Annotated in this window: 17 protein-coding genes, 2 tRNA genes and 1 pseudogene; 11 read left to right on the top strand and 9 right to left on the bottom strand. The window is 67.7% G+C overall.

Annotated features, from left to right (window positions below; all coding sequences use genetic code 11):
- Nucleotides 1–52: 52 nt before the first annotated feature.
- The 5 genes from PKO50_RS06290 to PKO50_RS06270 are packed head-to-tail and all read left to right on the top strand — an operon-like array spanning nt 53 to nt 4,118.
- On the top strand, nt 53–862 hold the full coding sequence (locus PKO50_RS06290; RefSeq protein ID WP_275629144.1) for an alkaline phosphatase family protein: 810 nt from the start codon (nt 53–55) through the stop codon (nt 860–862).
- Nucleotides 859–1,701, top strand: coding sequence for an ABC transporter permease subunit (locus tag PKO50_RS06285; protein ID WP_275629143.1), 843 nt, complete (start codon nt 859–861; stop codon nt 1,699–1,701). The genes PKO50_RS06290 and PKO50_RS06285 overlap by 4 nt, the downstream gene beginning before the upstream one ends.
- A complete protein-coding gene (locus PKO50_RS06280) occupies nt 1,685–2,473 on the top strand; it encodes an ABC transporter permease (RefSeq protein WP_275629142.1) in 789 nt (262 codons plus the stop codon). Before PKO50_RS06285 ends, PKO50_RS06280 begins: the two co-directional genes overlap by 17 nt.
- The gene (locus tag PKO50_RS06275; RefSeq protein ID WP_089393086.1) at nt 2,470–3,465 is read left to right on the top strand and encodes an ABC transporter ATP-binding protein; all 996 of its coding nucleotides are present in this window, start codon (nt 2,470–2,472) and stop codon (nt 3,463–3,465) included. The genes PKO50_RS06280 and PKO50_RS06275 overlap by 4 nt, the downstream gene beginning before the upstream one ends.
- A complete protein-coding gene (locus PKO50_RS06270) occupies nt 3,465–4,118 on the top strand; it encodes an HAD family hydrolase (RefSeq protein ID WP_089393087.1) in 654 nt (217 codons plus the stop codon). The genes PKO50_RS06275 and PKO50_RS06270 overlap by 1 nt, the downstream gene beginning before the upstream one ends.
- A 303-nt stretch (nt 4,119–4,421) precedes the next feature.
- Here PKO50_RS06270 and PKO50_RS06265 read toward each other — a convergent pair whose 3' ends face one another.
- Nucleotides 4,422–5,384, bottom strand: coding sequence for an NAD(P)H-quinone oxidoreductase (locus tag PKO50_RS06265; RefSeq protein ID WP_275629141.1), 963 nt, complete (start codon nt 5,382–5,384; stop codon nt 4,422–4,424).
- 152 nt (nt 5,385–5,536) lie between these two features.
- Here PKO50_RS06265 and PKO50_RS06260 point away from each other — a divergent pair, with 152 nt between their 5' ends.
- Nucleotides 5,537–7,618 (top strand): carboxy terminal-processing peptidase, encoded by a 2,082-nt coding sequence (locus tag PKO50_RS06260; protein WP_109936616.1) that lies wholly within the window; start codon nt 5,537–5,539, stop codon nt 7,616–7,618.
- A gap of 96 nt (nt 7,619–7,714) precedes the next feature.
- A complete protein-coding gene (locus tag PKO50_RS06255; protein ID WP_275629140.1) occupies nt 7,715–9,463 on the top strand; it encodes a GGDEF domain-containing protein in 1,749 nt (582 codons plus the stop codon).
- A 7-nt stretch (nt 9,464–9,470) separates the two neighbouring features.
- Here PKO50_RS06255 and PKO50_RS06250 read toward each other — a convergent pair whose 3' ends face one another.
- The 7 genes and pseudogenes from PKO50_RS06250 to PKO50_RS06220 all read right to left on the bottom strand — a co-directional run bounded on the left by PKO50_RS06250 (nt 9,471) and on the right by PKO50_RS06220 (nt 12,730).
- Entirely contained in the window at nt 9,471–9,950 is a 480-nt protein-coding gene (locus tag PKO50_RS06250) for a sel1 repeat family protein (RefSeq protein WP_275629139.1), read from the bottom strand.
- The gene (locus PKO50_RS06245) at nt 9,947–10,312 is read right to left on the bottom strand and encodes a hypothetical protein (RefSeq protein WP_009620544.1); all 366 of its coding nucleotides are present in this window, start codon (nt 10,310–10,312) and stop codon (nt 9,947–9,949) included. The genes PKO50_RS06250 and PKO50_RS06245 overlap by 4 nt, the downstream gene beginning before the upstream one ends.
- Nucleotides 10,309–10,629, bottom strand: coding sequence for a helix-turn-helix transcriptional regulator (locus tag PKO50_RS06240; protein ID WP_109936613.1), 321 nt, complete (start codon nt 10,627–10,629; stop codon nt 10,309–10,311). The genes PKO50_RS06245 and PKO50_RS06240 overlap by 4 nt, the downstream gene beginning before the upstream one ends.
- A 170-nt stretch (nt 10,630–10,799) precedes the next feature.
- Nucleotides 10,800–11,225, bottom strand: coding sequence for a YkvA family protein (locus PKO50_RS06235; RefSeq protein WP_109936612.1), 426 nt, complete (start codon nt 11,223–11,225; stop codon nt 10,800–10,802).
- Between the two features lie 406 nt (nt 11,226–11,631).
- Nucleotides 11,632–12,330, bottom strand: a pseudogene (locus PKO50_RS06230) (FKBP-type peptidyl-prolyl cis-trans isomerase); the annotation flags it as partial.
- Nucleotides 12,331–12,562: 232 nt separating this feature from the next.
- Nucleotides 12,563–12,639, bottom strand: a tRNA-Asp gene (locus PKO50_RS06225).
- A gap of 15 nt (nt 12,640–12,654) precedes the next feature.
- A tRNA-Val gene (locus PKO50_RS06220) sits at nt 12,655–12,730 on the bottom strand.
- Nucleotides 12,731–12,911: 181 nt separating this feature from the next.
- Here PKO50_RS06220 and rdgC point away from each other — a divergent pair.
- The 4 genes from rdgC (at nt 12,912) to PKO50_RS06200 (ending at nt 15,697) form a co-directional block, all read left to right on the top strand.
- Nucleotides 12,912–13,832 (top strand): recombination-associated protein RdgC, encoded by a 921-nt coding sequence (gene rdgC / locus PKO50_RS06215; protein WP_109936610.1) that lies wholly within the window; start codon nt 12,912–12,914, stop codon nt 13,830–13,832.
- 62 nt (nt 13,833–13,894) lie between these two features.
- Complete coding sequence (locus tag PKO50_RS06210; protein ID WP_109936609.1) at nt 13,895–14,839, top strand: bile acid:sodium symporter family protein; 945 nt, start codon at nt 13,895–13,897, stop codon at nt 14,837–14,839.
- 139 nt (nt 14,840–14,978) lie between these two features.
- Nucleotides 14,979–15,293 (top strand): quaternary ammonium compound efflux SMR transporter SugE, encoded by a 315-nt coding sequence (gene sugE, locus PKO50_RS06205; protein WP_109936608.1) that lies wholly within the window; start codon nt 14,979–14,981, stop codon nt 15,291–15,293.
- Nucleotides 15,294–15,487: 194 nt separating this feature from the next.
- Nucleotides 15,488–15,697 (top strand): cold-shock protein, encoded by a 210-nt coding sequence (locus PKO50_RS06200; RefSeq protein ID WP_009620558.1) that lies wholly within the window; start codon nt 15,488–15,490, stop codon nt 15,695–15,697.
- Nucleotides 15,698–15,746: 49 nt separating this feature from the next.
- Here the strand turns inward: PKO50_RS06200 and PKO50_RS06195 are convergent, their stop codons facing one another.
- Nucleotides 15,747–17,621 (bottom strand): MFS transporter, encoded by a 1,875-nt coding sequence (locus PKO50_RS06195; RefSeq protein WP_275629138.1) that lies wholly within the window; start codon nt 17,619–17,621, stop codon nt 15,747–15,749.
- Nucleotides 17,622–18,015 lie beyond the last annotated feature (394 nt).

Below are 18,015 nucleotides of genomic sequence, written 5' to 3'. Positions count from 1 at the left end.
CGGCCATGGCCGGGGGCGCCCGTTCCGGTTTCCCCCAGCACAGGCAGCTACGATGTCCCGTCCCGTCATCCTGGTCATACTCGACGGCCTCAACTACGGCGTCGCCCATGACTGCATGGGCCACCTGCAGGCGCTCTGCAACGCCGGCCGCGGCCGCCTCTACCGCCTGCAGTGCGAGCTGCCGTCGCTGTCGCGGCCGCTCTACGAATGCCTGCTCACCGGCGTTGCGCCGATCGACAGCGGCATCCTGCACAACCAGGTTTCGCGCCTGTCGAAGGAGCGCAGCCTGTTCCACTATGCCCGCGACGCCGGCCTGACCACCGCGGCGGCGGCCTACCACTGGGTCAGCGAGCTGTACAACCGCTCGCCCTTCGACGCGGCCCGCGACCGCCACACCGAGGACGCGGCGCTGCCGATCCAGTACGGCCACTTCTACTGGACCGACCACTACCCCGACTCGCACCTGCTGGCCGACGCCGAGCACCTGCGCCGCCGCCACGCCCCCGACATGCTGCTGGCGCACCCGATGAACATCGACGACGCCGGCCACCGCCACGGCCTGAACAGCGCCCAGTACCGCAACGCCGCGCGCCAGGCCGACGTGCTGCTCTCGGAATACCTGCACCAGTGGCTGGCCGCCGGCTACCAGGTGATGGTCACCGCCGACCACGGCATGAACGACGACCGCAGCCACGGCGGCATCCTCCCCGAGGAGCGCGAGGTGCCGCTGTTCGTCTTCGGCGAGGCCTTCAGTCTCGACGACCAGGTGCGCCCGCGCCAGGTGGAGTTGTGCGGCAGCCTCTGCGAAATACTCGGCGCGGCCCACGACAAGCCGGTCTGCGACGGGCTGCTGCGGCCATGAGCGCGAACCGCGGAAAGCGCCTCGCCCTGCTCTGCCTGCTGCCCTTCGCGCTGTTCTTCTTCGCCTTCCAGATCGCGCCGCTGCTGTGGGTGGCGGTCAACAGCCTGCGCCGCGAAGAGGCCTGGGGCCTGGGCAACTTCGCCGAGATATTCGCCTCGCCCTTCTACCTGCAGGCGATCCGCTACAGCCTGGAGATTTCCCTGTGGTCGAGCCTGATCGGCCTGGCCATCGCCGTGCTCGGCAGCTATTCGCTGCGCCAGGTGGACAGCCGCCTGCGCGACTTCGTCATGGCCTTCGCCAACATGACCAGCAACTTCGCCGGGGTGCCGCTGGCCTTCGCCTTCATCATCATCCTCGGCTTCAACGGCGCCATCACCCTGCTGCTCAAGCAGGCCGGGCTGATCGAGGACTTCAACCTCTACTCCAAGACCGGCCTGATCATCCTCTACACCTACTTCCAGATTCCCCTGGGGGTGATGCTGCTCTACCCGGCCTTCGACGCCCTGCGCGAGGACTGGCGCGAGTCGGCGGCGCTGCTGGGCGCCAACCACTGGCAGTTCTGGCGGCACATCGGCATCCCGGTGCTGACGCCGGCGCTGCTGGGCACCTTCGTGATCCTCCTGGCCAACGCCCTGGGCGCCTACGCCACCGTCTACTCGCTGACCACCGGCAACTTCAACGTGGTGCCGATCCGCATCGCCGGCCTGGTCTCCGGCGACGTCTTCCTCGACCCGAACATGGCCAGCGCCCTGGCGATGATCCTGGTCGGGCTGATGACCGTCATCACCCTGGCCCACCAGTGGCTGCTGCGCCGGAGCTACCATGTCGAGAAACGCTAGCCCGCTGTACCACCGGCTGGTGGTCTACGCGCTGTTCCTGATCCTGCTGCTGCCCCTGGCCGCCACCCTGCTCTACTCCCTGGCCACCCAGTGGTCGGCGAGCGTGCTGCCCGACGGCCTGACGCTGAAGTGGTACCTGGCGCTGTGGACCGACCCGCGCTTCCTCACCGCCTTCGGCCAGTCGCTGCTGGTGTGCTTCGGCGCGCTGCTGCTGAGCGTGCTGCTGATCCTGCCGCTGATGTTCGTGGTGCACTACCACTACCCGCGCCTGGACGCGCTGATGAACGTGCTCATCCTGCTGCCCTTCGCGGTGCCGCCGGTGGTCTCCTCGGTGGGCCTGCTGCAGCTCTATGCCTCGGGCCCCCTGCCGCTGACCGGCACGCCCTGGATCCTCGTCGGCTGCTACTTCAGCATCGCCCTGCCGTTCATGTACCGGGCCATCGGCAACAACCTGCAGGCGATCAACCTGCACGACCTGATGGACGCCGCCCAACTGCTCGGCGCCAGCACCTGGCAGGCGGCCCTGCTGGTGGTGCTGCCGAACCTGCGCAAGGGCCTGATGGTGGCGCTGTTCCTGTCCTTCAGCTTCCTCATCGGCGAGTTCGTGTTCGCCAACCTGCTGGTCGGCACCCGCTACGAGACGTTGCAGGTCTTCCTCAACAACATGCGCAACAGCAGCGGCCACTACACCAGCGCGGTGGTGGTCTCCTACTTCCTCTTCATCCTGCTGCTGACCTGGGCCGCCAACCGCCTGAACAAGGACCGCACATGAGCTTCCTCAGCGTCGAACGCCTGAACAAGAGCTTCGGGGACACCCGGGTCTTCCAGGACATCGACTTCGCCGCCCGGCGCGGCGAGTTCGTCACCCTGCTCGGCCCCAGCGGCTGCGGCAAGTCCACCCTGCTGCGCTGCATCGCCGGGCTCACCGCGGTGGACAGCGGGCGCATCCTGATCGACGGCCAGGACCTGGTGCCGCTGCCGCCGCAGAAGCGCGGCATCGCCATGGTGTTCCAGAGCTACGCGCTGTTCCCCAACATGACCGTGCAGCAGAACGTCGCCTTCGGCCTGCGCATGCAGAAGGTGCCCTCTGCCGAAGCCGCCACCCGGGTGGCCGAGGTGCTGGAGATGGTCGAGCTGGGCCAGTACGCCGCGCGCTACCCGCACCAGCTCTCCGGCGGCCAGTGCCAGCGCGTGGCCCTGGCCCGCTCGCTGGTCACCCGCCCGCGCCTGCTGCTGCTCGACGAGCCGCTGTCGGCCCTGGATGCGCGCATCCGCAAGCACCTGCGCGAGCAGATCCGCCGCATCCAGCAGGAGTTGCAGCTGACCACGGTGTTCGTCACCCACGACCAGGAGGAGGCGCTGACGCTGTCCGACCGCATCGTGCTGATGAACGCCGGGCGCATCGTCCAGAGCGGCGACGCGGAAACCCTCTACACCGCGCCGGCCGACGCCTTCGCCGCCGGCTTCATCGGCAACTACAACCTGCTCGACGCCGAGCAGGCCGGCCGCCTGCTCGGCCGGCCCTTCGCCGGGCAGGTGGCGATCCGCCCGGAATCCCTGCGCCTGAGCCTGGATGCCGGCGACGGCATTGCCGCCCAGGTGCTGTCCCACAGCCTGCTGGGCAACGTCATCCGTTACCGGGTGCGGGCCAACGGCGTCGAACTCACGGTGGACGTGCTCAACCGCAGCGCGGAACGCCTGTATCCGGCCGGCGCCCACCTGGCGCTGGCGATCGATCATGAAAGCATCCGGGAGGTGGCCTGATGGCCCTGGTGATCTTCGACCTTGACGAAACCCTCATCGACGGCGACTGCGCCAGCCTGTGGAGCCGGCGCATGGCCGAGCTGGGCTGGGTCGACGGCGAGTCCTTCATCCGCCGCGACACCGAGCTGATGGCGCGCTACGCCCTGGGCGAGCTGTCCATGGAGGCCTACATGGCCTTCAGCCTGGAGCCCATGGCCGGGCGCAGCGTCGAGGAAGTGGAACGGGAGGTGGAAGCCTACGTCGAGGACGTCATCGAACCGCTGATCTACAACGACGCCTGCCGCACCCTGGCCCGGCACCGCGCCGCCGGCGACCGGCCACTGGTGATCTCCGCCTCCGGCGTGCACCTGGTGCAGCCGATCGCCGAGCGCATCGGCATCCAGGACGTGCTGGCCATCGACCTGGAGGTGGTGGACGGCCACTACAGCGGCCGCACCCAGGGCGTGCTGACCTACCGCGACGGCAAGATCATCCGCCTGCTCGACTGGCTCGGCGGCGACGAAAGCGCGCTGGCCAGCACGCACTTCTATTCCGACTCGCGCAACGACCTGCCGCTGCTGCGCCGCGTCGGCAACCCGCACACGGTCAACCCCGACCCGGTGTTGCGCGGCGAGGCGGAAAAACACGGCTGGGAAATCCTCGCCTGGCGCTGAGGCGCGAATCGCGGACGGAGTCCGCTCCTACAGGTGCGGGGAAACATCGTGTGCGGTCGAATCCGTAGGGCGCATAACGCCAACGGCGTTATCCGCCGCCATCCCCGGGCACCGGCGCCCAGGCCAACGGCGGATAACCGCGAACGGTTATTCGCCCTACGGTGCCATGGAATTACCCGGCAGGGCCGTAGGGCGCATAACGCCTACGGCGTTATCCGCCGCCATTCCCGGGCATCGGCGCCCGGGCCAACGGCGGATGACCGCGAACGGTCATTCGCCCTACGTCGCATGCGGGAGCGTGCGTCAGGCCAGGCTCTGGTCGACCAGCACCACCACCTTGCCCTGCACCTGGTTACTGGCCAGGGCCTCGAAGGCCTGCTCGGCGTCCTTGGCCACGAACTGGCGCTCCAGCTGGGGCTGCAGCTGGCCGCTGGCGAACAGCGGCCAGACGCGGGTGCCCAGCTCGGCGATCAGTTGCGCCTTGAAGTCGGCGTCGCGGCTGCGCAGCGTCGAACCGGTCAGCTGGATGCGCTTGCCCAGCAGCAGCGCCAGGTCCAGCTCGGCCTTGCGCCCGCCCATCAGGCCGATGACCACCCAGCGACCGTCCTGGCGCAGCACCTGCAGGTTGAGCGCCGCGTAGTTGGCGCCCACCGGGTCGAGGATCACGTCGAAGGGCGCGAAGTCGCGCAGCGACTCCAGCGCCTCGCCGCGCAGCACGCCGCCCTCGGCGCCGAGGGCCTCGCAGTAGGCCAGGCGCTCGGCGGAGCCGACGCTGACCCAGCAGGGGCTGCCGAAGGCCTTGCACAGCTGGATGGCCGCCGAGCCCACGCCGCTGGCACCGGCGTGCAGCAGGACCTTCTCGCCCGGCTGCAGGCCCGCCAGCTGGAACAGGTTGAGCCAGGCCGTGGCATAGACCTCCGGCAGCCCCGCCGCCTCGGCCAGCGACAGGCCGTTGGGCACCGGCAGCACGTGGCGGGCATCGACCACCACTTCCTCGGCCATGCCGCCGCCGGCAAGCAGCGCGCAGACGCGGTCGCCCACCTGCCAGGTGGCGCCGGCGCCCACTTCGCTGACCACCCCGGCGCATTCCAGGCCGAGGATGTCGCTGGCCCCCGGCGGCGGCGGGTAGAGCCCGGCGCGCTGCAGCAGGTCGGCACGGTTGAGCCCGGCTGCAGCCACGCGGATGCGCACCTGCCCCGCCCCGCAGGTCGGCGCCGGGCGCTCGGCCCACTCCACCCGCCCTTCGATACCTTGCAATGCGTTCACGCTACCTCCATAGTGCTTGCACGGCCCGCACCACGTCGGTCGGGCCTTTCTCTTCGCTCGTCGCGCCAGAGCCCAATCTCGAGCAGCTTGGAACCCGGCGACGCCAGATACGGCCTAATATGCGTCATAACTCCGCACCCAGTCGATTAAGCATGAAGCGATTTCTGCCCCGCACCGCCCTGCTGCTGGTCCTTGGCGCCAGCGCCCTGTCCGCGTTCGCCGCGCCCTCCGCCGGCCAGAACTCCTGGGACGGCCTGCAGCCGGACCGTGACCAGGTGATCGCCAGCCTGAACATCGTCGAGCTGCTCAAGCGCCATCACTACAGCAAGCCGCCGCTCAACGACGACCGTTCGGCGAAGATCTACGACGCCTACATCAAGGCCCTGGACCCGTCGCGGATGTACTTCACCGCCAGCGACATCGCCCAGTTCACGCCCTGGCGCACCCAGTTCGACGACTTCCTCAAGAGCGGCGAGCTGGACCCCGGCTTCACCATCTACAAGCGTCACCTGGACCGCCTCAAGGAGCGCCTGGACTTCGCCCTGGCGACGCTCGGCAAGGGCGTCGACAAGATCGACTTCAAGGTCGACGAGAGCCTGACCATCGACCGCGAGAACGCCGCGTGGGCGAAGAACAGCGCCGAACTCGACGACCTCTGGCGCAAGAAGGTCAAGGACGAGGTGCTGCGCCTGAAGATCGCCGGCAAGGACGACAAGGCCATCCAGGAACAGCTGACCAAGCGCTACAAGAACCAGCTGATGCGCCTGGAACAGACGCGCAGCGAGGACATCTTCCAGGCCTACATCAACGCCTTCGCGCAGACCTACGACCCGCACACCCAGTACCTGTCGCCGGACAGCGCGGAAAACTTCGACATCAACATGAGCCTGTCCCTCGAGGGCATCGGCGCCGTGCTGCAGAGCGACAACGACTACGTCAAGGTCGTGCGCCTGGTGCCGGCGGGCCCGGCCGAGAAGAGCAAGCAGATCGCCACCTCGGACAAGATCATCGGCGTCGCCCAGGGCAAGGGCGAGATGGTCGACGTGGTCGGCTGGCGACTCGACGAAGTGGTCAAGCTGATCCGCGGCCCGAAAGGCTCGCAGGTGCGCCTGGAGGTCATCCCCTCGAGCAACGCGCCGAACGACCAGACCAGCAAGATCGTCACCATCACCCGCGAGGCGGTGAAGCTCGAAGACCAGGCGGCGAAGAAGTCGGAGATCACCCTCGACCACGACGGCCGCAGCTACAAGCTCGGCGTGATCGACGTGCCGGCCTTCTACCTGGACTTCAAGGCCTACCGGGCGGGCGACCCGAACTACAAGAGCACCACGCGCGACGTGAAGAAGCTCATCGGCGAGCTGCAGAAGGACAAGGTCGACGGCATCGTCATCGACCTGCGCAACAACGGCGGCGGCTCCCTGCAGGAAGCCACCGAGCTGACCGGCCTGTTCATCGACCAGGGCCCGACCGTGCTGGTGCGCAACAGCGACGGCCGCGTCGACGTGCTCAACGATGACGAGGGCCAGGCCTTCTACACCGGGCCGATGACCGTGCTGGTCAACCGCCTGTCGGCCTCGGCCTCGGAGATCTTCGCCGGCGCCATGCAGGACTACCACCGCGCGCTCATCGTCGGCGGCCAAACCTTCGGCAAGGGCACCGTGCAGACCATCCAGCCGCTCAACCACGGCGAGCTGAAGCTGACCCTGGCCAAGTTCTACCGCGTCTCCGGGCAGAGCACCCAGCACCAGGGCGTGATCCCGGACATCAGCTATCCGTCCATCGTCGACGACAAGGAAATCGGCGAGAGCGCCCTGCCCGACTCCATGCCCTGGGACACCATCCGCCCGGTGCTGTCGGCGCAGAGCGACCCGTTCAAGCCGTTCCTCGACCAGCTGAAGATCCAGCACGATGCGCGCACCGAGCACAACGCCGACTTCGTCTACGCCCGCCAGCGCCTGGCCCTGGCCCAGGAGCTGATGAAGGAGAAGACCGTCAGCCTGAACGAGGCCAAGCGCCGCGCCCAGCAGAGCAGCATCGAGGGCCGCCAGTTGGCCATGGAGAACGCGCTGCGCAAATCCAAGGGCCAGGAGCCGCTGAAGGAGCTCAAGCAGGAAGACGACAACGCCCTGCCGGACGACGACAAGACCAAGCCCCAGGACGACGCCTACCTCACCGAGTCCGGGCACATCCTGCTGGACTACCTGACGCTCAGCTCGGCGGTGGCCAAGCACTGAAAGAGCGGAGTCGTCACGAAACAGTCATGACTCAGTAGTGAAATGCGCAAGGGCCGGGAGACCGGCCCTTCGTCTTTTCACCCACAGAGAACCGTCATGACCGTCACCGAGCAGTTGAGCGCGCTGGCCCAGATCCTCGCTCACGGCGACCTGCATTGTCTGTTCCAACCCATAGTGTCGCTCTCCGAGCGACGCCTGGTGGGCTACGAGGCCCTCACCCGCGGCCCCTCCAACAGCCCGCTGCACTCGCCTCTCACCCTGTTCAGCACCGCGCGCCACGCCGGCCGCCTGAGCGAGCTCGACGTGCTCTGCCGGCGCCGCGCCTGCCAGCGCTTCCACGAGCTGGGGCTGGCCGGCAAGCTGTTCCTCAACGTCGCCCCCGAGTCGCTGCTGGACCCCAACCACCAGCCCGGCCGCACCCTGCAGTTGCTGCAGACACTGGGCATAGCGCCGGGCGACGTGGTCATCGAGCTCACCGAACAGGCGCCCATCGAGGACTTCGGCCTGCTCGACACCGCCCTGCACCACTACCGCGCCATGGGCTTCTGCATCGCCCTGGACGACCTCGGCGCCGGCTATTCCAGCCTGCGCCTGTGGTCGGAACTGCGCCCGGACTACGTGAAGATCGACCGCCACTTCATCGACGGCATCCACCAGGACGGCGTCAAGCGCGAGTTCGTCGGCTCCATCCTGAAGATGGCCCACGCCTCCCGCGCCCAGGTGATAGCCGAGGGCATCGAACTGCCGGAGGAGCTGGCGGTGCTCTCGGAAATGGGCGTCGACCTGGTCCAGGGCTACCTCATCGGCCGCCCGCAGGAACAACCGGCGCGCGAGGTGCGCAGCCTGCTGCCGGACCTCGACCGTGTGGAGACCCTGCACGGCGAGGAACAGGCCGACCTGCGCCCGCTGTTGCTGGAGCAGCCGGCGGTGGGCCGCGACACGCCGATCGCCGAGGTGCTCGAAGCCTTCCGCGCCCAGGCCAACCTGAACGCCCTGGCGGTGCTCGACGAGCACCAGCAGCCGGTGGGCATCGTCCACCGCCACGCGCTCTCCGATGCCCTGCTCAAGCCCTTCGGCACCGAACTGTATGCGCGCAAGCCGATCAGCCGGCTGATGAGCGACGACTTCCTCGCGGTGGAGCGCAGCCAGTCGCTGCAGCAGGTCAGCCGCCTGCTCACCAGCCGCGCGCGGCAGCGCATCGAGGAAGACTTCATCATCACCCAGGGCGGCCGCTACCTCGGCCTGGGCCGGGTGATCGACGTGCTCAAGCTGATCACCGAACTGAAGATCCGCCAGGCGCGCTACGCCAACCCGCTGACCCTGCTGCCGGGCAACGTGCCCATCCAGCAGTGCCTGGCGCGCCTGCTGCAGCAGGACCGCGAGGCGGCGGTGTGCTACGTCGACATCGACAGCTTCAAGCCCTTCAACGACCTCTACGGCTATGCCCGCGGCGACGAAGTGCTGCTGTGCCTGGCGCAGTGCCTGAGCGACCGGGTGGACCCCAGCTGCGACTTCGTCGGCCATATCGGCGGCGACGACTTCATGCTGGTGTTCACCTCCGAGGACTGGCGCAACCGCCTCAACCACCTGCTGGAGGACTTCCAGGGCCAGTGCCGGCGCTTCTACAACCAAGAGCACCTGCAGGCCGGCTGCTTCGTCGCCTACAACCGCCGCGGCCAGCGCCAGGAATTCCCGTTGCTGTCGCTATCGATCGGCGTGGTGCACCTGAAGCCCGGCGCCAGCGAGCGCCTGGACGCGGCGCAGCTGGCGGGCATCGCCTCGGAGGCCAAGCGCCACGCCAAGGAAGTCCCCGGCTACAGCCGGCACGTCATCACGCTGGAATAGAAGCCGCTCAGAGGCCCAGGCGCGCAGCCAGGGCCTGGTAGCGCGCGGCCTGCTCGGAATCCGCGGCGAGGCCCTCGGCCCCGTCGCGGTAGAGCTCGGCCAGGCGCCGCGCGGCCAGCGGGTGCCCGGCCTCCGCGGCGCGGGCCCAGTGGCGCGCCGCGGCGGCGCCGTCCGGCTGCCGCTGCGCGCTGCCCTGCAGGGCCTGCACACCCAGTTGGTAGGCGGCCTTGGCATCGCCGCCGGCGGCCGCCAGGGCGAGCAGGCGCAGGCCCTCCTCGCGGGCGCCGAAGCCCTGGCCGCGGAACAGCAGCAGGTGGCCATAGAAGCTCTGGGCGGGCACGTCGCCCAGGTTGGCCATGCGCGAGAACTGCCCCTGCATCCACTGCCAGGCGCGCGGCTGGCGGACCAGCCAGGGCCAGCCCATCAGGCGTCGCGCCACGGCGTAGGCCAGGCGGGCGCGCAGGCGCCAGACGAACTCGCGGCTCACGGCTCTTCCGGGTAGTCGAACTCGAACACCCGCACCACCTCGGCGGCGTGCCAGCCCGCCGCCGCGGGGCCGTCCGAGGCGCCGGAGAAACGCCCCAGGCGCTCCACGCATTCGAAGAACCCGGTGCGCGGCAGGCGGCTGGCGCCCTGGCTGATCACCAGCGAGCTGCGCAGCGGCCGGCCGGCGCGGGCATCGAGCTGCGCCAGGTGCTCCAGGGCCGCGGTCAGGGTGGTCATGGCCGGCGTGGGCAGTTGCAGGCGCTCGATCAGCGCCCGGTAGGTCAACAGGTGGCGTTGGCGGCGCGCGTCTTCCAGCTCGTCCAGCAAGCCCTGCCAATGCTTGCGGCTGATATGCACGCTCAAGATGCCGACTCCGACTTCGCTGCGCCCAGCGCGCGACGCAGGCCATGCTCGATGGCTTCGCTGACCTCGCGCTCGCCGCTTTCGATCATCCCCAGGTAGGACGGGCTGATGCCCACCTCGCGGGCCACGCTCTCCAGGGACAGGCCGCGCGCCTCGCGCAGCTCGCGCCAGGAGGCGCTCGGTGCGGCAACCGGGGCGGCAACTGCGGGGGGCTGGGCGGCGCGGGCGCCGGCAGCGGCCAGCAGCGCCTGGTAGTCGGCCCAGGGAAGCACGGCGTACTCCGCTTCGCCGTCTCGCGTGATCACTTGCACATTCATCGACAACACTCCTTGCATGCCGGCATTTCAACGGGCAAAGACGGCAAACCCTGGCGCCTGCCCGGCATTCCGACCTTTCACAGTATCGCCCATGAAACGCCGCTCGGCCTCATCGGGCGCATCACCACGCGCGGCATCGCGAAGCCGCGCACGCTTCGCTGGCCGGCGACTCAGCCGCGGGCCGGCCGCTCCGGCCCCGGCAACAGCGCCAGGGACTGGCGTATCTCGCGGCTCTGCGCATCGCGCCAGACCTTGAAGGCATCCAGCTCGGCCTGCCAGTGGCGCACCACCCAGGCCAGCACCGCCAGGTCGTCCAGCAGGCCCACGCCGGGCAGCCAGTCGGGGATCATGTCCAGCGGCGAGAGGAAATACAGCAGCGCCGCCACCACCGCCAGCAGCGCCCTGGGGTTGAGCTGGCGATACTGCCCGCGCACGGTGGCCAGGGCCAGTTCCTGCAGCAGGCGCAGGTCGGCCTTGACCAGTTTCAGCCGCGCGCTCTTGCGCGCCACGGCGAACAGCAGGGCCGGTACCCGACCCCGGGCGAGAAAGCGTTCGGCCAGGGCCAGATAACGGTCGAAACCGGCGGGTTTCTTCATCGGGCACCTCGTCCCGGCGGTGTCGCCGGGGGCTTGGGGGTTATCCACCTTTCCTGTGGATAACTCTGTTGAAAGTATCCGGTCTCCACGCCGGAAAGCCCGTCGCCAGCGGCCTACAGACAGATCGGCGATTTTTTGTTCAGCTTAGGAAACCTTATAAAAATCATACAGTTGCGGCTATTCGATATCACCCTTCGCTGTCAAGCACCGGCCGTAACCACGGCTGCGACATATATGTGCATAAGGGTAACATCCCGCACCGGACTTCGCCCTTTCCGACCGCCTGGTCAGCCGCAGAGCAGCGCTATCATCCTGCAGAAACAGGAACGCCCCGCAGGGGCGGGGCGTCCTCTTGGTACTAATGTACTCAGTTCTGCGCCGGGGCTTGCGGCTGCTCGCCGCCGGCCTGGTTGGCATCCTTGATGCCCAGCAGTTCCAGGTCGAACACCAGCACCGAGTTGGCCGGGATGGTCGGGCTCGGGCTCTGCGAGCCGTAGGCCAGTTCGCTGGGGATGAAGAGCTTGATCTTCTCGCCCACGTGCATCAGCTGCAGGGCCTCGACCCAACCCGGGATCACGCCGTTGACCGGCAGGTCGATGGGGCTGCCGCGCTGGATGGAGCTGTCGAACACGGTGCCGTCGGTCAGCTTGCCCTCGTAGTGCACGGTGACCACGTCGGTGGCCTTGGGCTGCGGGCCGTCGGCCTTCTTCACCACTTCGTACTGCAGGCCGGACTTGGTGGTGACCACGCCTTCGCGCTTGCCGTTGTCCTCGAGGAACTTCTTGCCGGCCTTGAGGGTTTCCTCGCTCAGCTTGGCCATGCGTTCCTCGGAACGCTTCTGCAGGTCGGTGAACGCCTGGGTCAGCTCTTCATCGGTGACGCGCTGCGGCTTCTTGCCAATGGCATCCTCGATGCCCTGGGCCACGGCCTTGGAGTCCAGATCGTTCATGCCTTCCTGGGCCAGGCTCTTGCCCATGTTCAGGCCGATGCCGTAGGAAGCCTTCTGCGCCGACGTCTTGAGCTCCACATTGGCAGCCTGCTGATCGCAGCCCGCGAGAACCAGGCCGACCAGTGCGATCGCTGCCGCCAACCGATGTTGTTTCATGCTGATTCCTTGTCTGATTGCCATGCTGGCATTTCGATGAAACCGCGAGCTTATCAGGGCGCCGCGGCCAATGGCTATGGGCAATAGGAACCGCCGCCGGGGGATAAGTTCCCACGGCAAACTTATAGAAAAATTAAGAGGATAGGCGCTGCGAACGGCGTCGCGCGGGGCGACTTTCCCGGGGCCGGGAAAGACAAAGCCCCCAGGCATTTCTGCCTGAGGGCTTGGAATATGGCGCAGCGGACGGGACTCGAACCCGCGACCCCCGGCGTGACAGGCCGGTATTCTAACCGACTGAACTACCGCTGCGTCGGACCACGAGATTGGTGGGTGATGACGGGATCGAACCGCCGACCCTCTGCTTGTAAGGCAGATGCTCTCCCAGCTGAGCTAATCACCCTTCACTCTCGAAGTGGGGCGCATTCTACGGGCGCATTTTCACCCTGGCAAGCCCCTGAGTGAAAAAAATTTTCAGATGTTCCAAAGGCTTAGGAAATGTCGACGAAGTCGGTAACGGGGTTGGCCTGGAGAGCCGCTAGCGGAATAATGCGGACCTTTCGTGTCCCGGGAGTTTGATCCTCATGTGGTTCCGTAACCTGCTCGTCTACCGCCTCACCCAGGATCTGCAGATCGATGCCGATGCCCTCGAGAAAGCCCTGGCCAGCAAGCCGGCGCGCCCCTGCGCCAGCCAGGAACTGACCACCTACGGCTTCACCGCCCCCTTCGGCAAGGGCCCCGACGCGCCCCTGGCCCACGCCAGCCAGGGCTTCTACCTGATCAGCGCGCGCAAGGAGGAACGCATCCTCCCCGGCAGCGTGGTGCGTGACGCGCTGAAGGACAAGGTGGACGAGATCGAGACCGCGCAGATGCGCAAGGTCTACAAGAAGGAGCGCGACCAGCTCAAGGACGAGATCGTCCAGAGCCTGCTGCCGCGCGCCTTCATCCGCCGATCCTCGACCTTCGCCGCGATCGCCCCGGAGCTGGGCCTGATCCTGGTCGACAGCGCCAGCGCGAAGAAGGCCGAGGACCTGCTCTCCACCCTGCGCGAGGCCCTCGGCTCGCTGCCGGTGCGCCCGCTCAGCGTCAAGGTCGCGCCCAGCGCCACCCTCACCGACTGGGTCAAGACCCAGGAAGCCGCCGGCGACTTCTTCGTGCTCGACGAGTGCGAGCTGCGCGACACCCACGAGGACGGCGGCGTGGTGCGCTGCAAGCGCCAGGACCTGACCAGCGACGAGATCCAGCTGCACCTGTCCTCCGGCAAGCTGGTCACCCAGCTGGCCCTGGCCTGGTCGGACAAGCTCAGCTTCGTGCTCGACGACAAGCTGGCGATCAAGCGCCTGCGTTTCGAGGAACTGCTGCAGGAACAGGCCGAGAAGGACGGCGGCGACGACGCCCTCGGCCAGCTCGACGCCAGCTTCATCCTGATGATGCTGACCTTCGGCCAGTTCCTGCCGGCGCTGTTCGAGGCGCTGGGTGGCGAGGAAATCCCCCAGGGCATCTAACCCCCGTCCCGGCCGGCGCCCCCGGGCGCCGGCCCCGACAGTAACCACAAGGAGCGCCACCCATGCGCGCCATCGCCTTGCTGAGCCGCTTCGTCGGCAACACCTTCGCCCTCTGGGTACTGCTGTTCGCCGTGCTGGCCTTCCTCGCCCCGCAGTGGTTCCGCCCGCTGGCACCGGCGATAGTGCCGATGCTCGGCATCGTCATGTTCGGCATGGGCCTGACGCTGAAGCTGGAAGACTTCGCCGAGGTGGCCCGCCACCCCTGGCGCGTGTGCCTGGGCGTGGTCGCCCACTTCGTCATCATGCCCGGCGTGGCCTGGCTGCTGTGCCGGTTGCTGCAACTGCCGGCGGAAATCGCCGTGGGCGTGATCCTGGTCGGCTGCTGCCCCAGCGGCACCGCCTCCAACGTCATGACCTGGCTGGCCCGCGGCGACCTGGCGCTGTCGGTGGCCATCGCCGCGGTGACCACCCTGCTCGCCCCGCTGCTGACCCCGGCGCTGATCTGGCTGCTGGCCTCGGCCTGGCTGCCGGTGTCCTTCGCCGAGCTGTTCTGGTCGATCCTCCAGGTGGTGCTGCTGCCCATCGCCCTGGGCGTGGTTGCCCAGCGCCTGTTCGGCGCGCGGGTGGGCAAGGTGGTGGAAGCGCTGCCGCTGGTCTCGGTGGTCTGCATCGTGGTGATAGTCGCGGCGGTGGTGGCGGCCAGCCAGGCGAAGATCGCCGAGTCCGGCCTGCTGATCATGGCCGTGGTGATCCTCCACAACGGCTTCGGCTTCCTCCTCGGCTACCTCGCCGGGCGCGCCTTCGGCCTGCCCCTGGCGCAGCGCAAGTCGCTGGCGCTGGAGGTCGGCATGCAGAACTCCGGGCTCGGCGCGGCCCTGGCCAGCGCCCACTTCTCGCCGCTGGCGGCGGTGCCCAGCGCGCTGTTCAGCGTCTGGCACAACATCTCCGGGGCTACCCTGTCGAGCTGGTTCCGCCGCCTGACGGACAAGCCCGACCAGGCTTCCTGAGGGCCGCCGGCCCGGGCGCGACCACAGGTTGCCGCCCGGGCCAGAATGTGCAAAATACTGCGCATCGTGAGGACGACCTCACCACCGCCAGGTGCACCGACGGGGACGGCCCTGCCCATCAGTCGTCCCGGAGGTCCCCATGTCCTGGTTCATCCTGTTCGCCGCCGGCCTGTTCGAAGTGGCCTGGGCCGTCGGTCTGAAATACACCGAAGGTTTCACCCGCCCGTGGCCCAGCGTGCTGACCGCACTGGCCATGGCCGCCAGCATCGGCCTGCTGGGCCTTGCCATGAAACAGCTGCCGCTGGGCACCGCCTACGCCATCTGGACCGGCATCGGCGCGCTGGGCACCGTGACCCTCGGCATCCTGCTGTTCGGCGAATCCGTCGCCCCGCTACGCCTGCTCAGCATCGCGCTGATCCTCTGCGGCCTGGTCGGGTTGAAGTTAAGCCATTGAAATCGGCATGTCCGCCCTGTCGCTTTCCCGGAAAAGTCCCGGTATGCTGCGGCGACTGTGCTTGCCAGGATCGTCACGGCTGATGACCTGAAGGCGGCGACGCTCTTCGTCCGGCCCGGCCCACACCTTGCAACTCAGAACAGGCGGCGGTAACGCCGTGCAGCAGCAATCCACAACGTTCAAGGTGTAATTCCATGTCGAATCGTCAGACCGGCACCGTCAAATGGTTCAACGATGCCAAGGGCTTTGGCTTCATCACCCAGGAAAACGGTGGCGACCTGTTCGTTCACTTCCGTTCCATCCAGGGCAATGGCTTCAAGTCGCTGCAGGAAGGCCAGAAGGTCTCCTTCATCGTTGTAGAAGGCCAGAAAGGCCTGCAGGCGGACGAAGTTCAGGTCATCTGAACCTCGCGCCCCTGTGAAAAAGCCCCGGCTCTGCCGGGGCTTTTTCGTTTCAGCGGGCGTTGCCGCGCAGGTCCGTCACCAGCGCCTGCAGGTGCTCGCGCCGGGCCTGCTGCGGCGGCAGCGGCTGCCCCGCCACCAGGCGCACGCGCGACCAGATGCGCCTGAAGAAGCCCTTGCCCGGGTCGCGGCTGAAGAAGCTGCCCCACAGGCCCTGCAGCGCCATGGGGATCACCGGCACCGGGGTCTGTTCGATGATCCGCTCCACCCCGCCGCGGAACTCGTTCATCTCGCCGTCGGCGGTCAGCTTGCCCTCGGGGAAGATGCACACCACCTCGCCGTCCTCCAGGTACTGCGCCACGCGGCGGAAGGCCTCCTCGTAGATGCGCTCGTCCTCGTGGCGCGCGGCGATGGGCACGGCGCCGGCGGTGCGGAAGATGAAGTTGAGCACCGGCAGGCGGAAGATCTTGTAGTACATCACGAAGCGCACCGGGCGGCGGATGGAGCCGGCGATGAGCAGCGCGTCGACGAAGGACACGTGGTTGCACACCAGCACCACCGGGCCCTCGTCGGGGATGGCCTCGAGGTTCTGGTGGTCGACGCGGTACATGGAGTGGCTGAGCAGCCAGACCAGGAAGCGCATGGTGAACTCGGGCACGATCCTGAAGATGTACACGTTCACCGCGACGTTCATCAGCGACAGCACCAGGAACAGCTGCGGGATGCTCAGCCTGGCCACCGACAGCAGCAGGATGGACACGATGGCGGCCACCACCATGAACAGCGCGTTGAGGATGTTGTTCGCGGCTATCACCCGGGCCCGCTTGTCCTCCTCGGTGCGCGCCTGGATCAGCGCGTACAGCGGCACTATGTAGAAGCCGCCGAAGACGCCGATGCCGAGGATGTCGCCGAGCACCGCCCAGCTCTGCGGGTGCTCCAGCACCTCCAGCCAGGTGAATGGCGCGGCGCCGACGGGGAAGCCGCCGCTGTGCCACCACAGCAGGATGCCGAACAGGCTCAGGCCAATGGAGCCGAAGGGCACCAGGCCGATCTCCACCTTCTTGCCCGAGAGCTTCTCGCAGAGCATCGAGCCCAGCGCGATGCCCACCGAGAACACCGTGAGGATCAGCGTCACCACGCTCTCGTCGCCGTGCAGCAGCTCCTTGGCGTAGGTGGGGATCTGCGTCAGGTAGACCGCGCCGAGGAACCAGAACCAGGAGTTGCCCACCAGCGAGCGCGACACCGCCGGGCGCTGGCCGAGACCCAGGCGCAGGATGCTCCAGGACTGCCGGAAGATGTTCCAGTCCAGTTGCAGCTGCGGCAGCGCGGCGGCGGCGCGGGGAATGCCGCGGCTGGCCAGGTAGCCGCAAGCGGCCACCAGCACCACGGCGATGCCCACCGCCGGGGCGTAGGCCTGGCGCGACATGAGCACACCGGCGCCGATGGTGCCGGCGAGGATGGCCAGGAAGGTGCCCATCTCCACCAGGGCGTTGCCGCCGACCAGCTCGTCGTCGCGCAGGTGCTGCGGCAGGATCGAGTACTTCACCGGGCCGAACAGCGCCGAGTGGGTGCCCATGGCGAACAGCGCGAGGAACAGCAGCGGCAGGCTGCCGAGCAGGAAGCCCGCGGCGCCCACCAGCATGATGACCACCTCGGCCAGCTTCAGCGCGCGCATCAGCGCGTCCTTGTTGAACTTCTCGCCGAACTGCCCGCCCAGGGCGGAGAACAGGAAGAACGGCAGGATGAACAGCAGCGCGCAGAGGTTGACCAGCAGGTTGCGGTCACCGCCGATGCTCAGGTGGTAGAGGATCGCCAGGATCAGCGACTGCTTGAAGATGTTGTCGTTGAAGGCGCCGAACAGCTGGGTGATGAAGAACGGCAAAAAGCGCCGGGTGCCCAGCAGGGCGAATTGCGAGTGTTGGCTCATCGTCCGTGTGTACCTGGTCAGGCGACCCCGAAAGCGGGCCGGGAGGACGCCGCGGCGTCCGTCGCAGATTTGACTGCAACTGCGGTGCCTCTGGCCACATCCGCGGGCAAAAATTCCGAATTGCCTCTCGCATGACCGGACAGGCCGGGGCGAAATCGCGGACGGAGTGCGTTGCCGGAAAGCAGCGCATTTCTCCCCCGAAGGAGCAACTGCCTTACAGACCGCGCCGATGTGCCCTTCGTAGGAGCGAGCTTGCTCGCGAACAGACTCCGCTGCGGGGCTCATTCGCGAGCAAGCTCGCTCCTACGAGAAGCCGTGCCCACCGGAATGGTAGGAGGACCTTGTCCGCGATAGCCGGAACCCCCGGCGCGATTCGCGGATAAGATCCGCTCCT

The sequence above is a fragment of the Pseudomonas sp. 273 genome (genome assembly GCF_029201425.1).
Classification (GTDB): Bacteria; Pseudomonadota; Gammaproteobacteria; order Pseudomonadales; family Pseudomonadaceae; genus Pseudomonas; species Pseudomonas delhiensis.
This window is presented reverse-complemented; position numbering and strand designations above follow the sequence as displayed.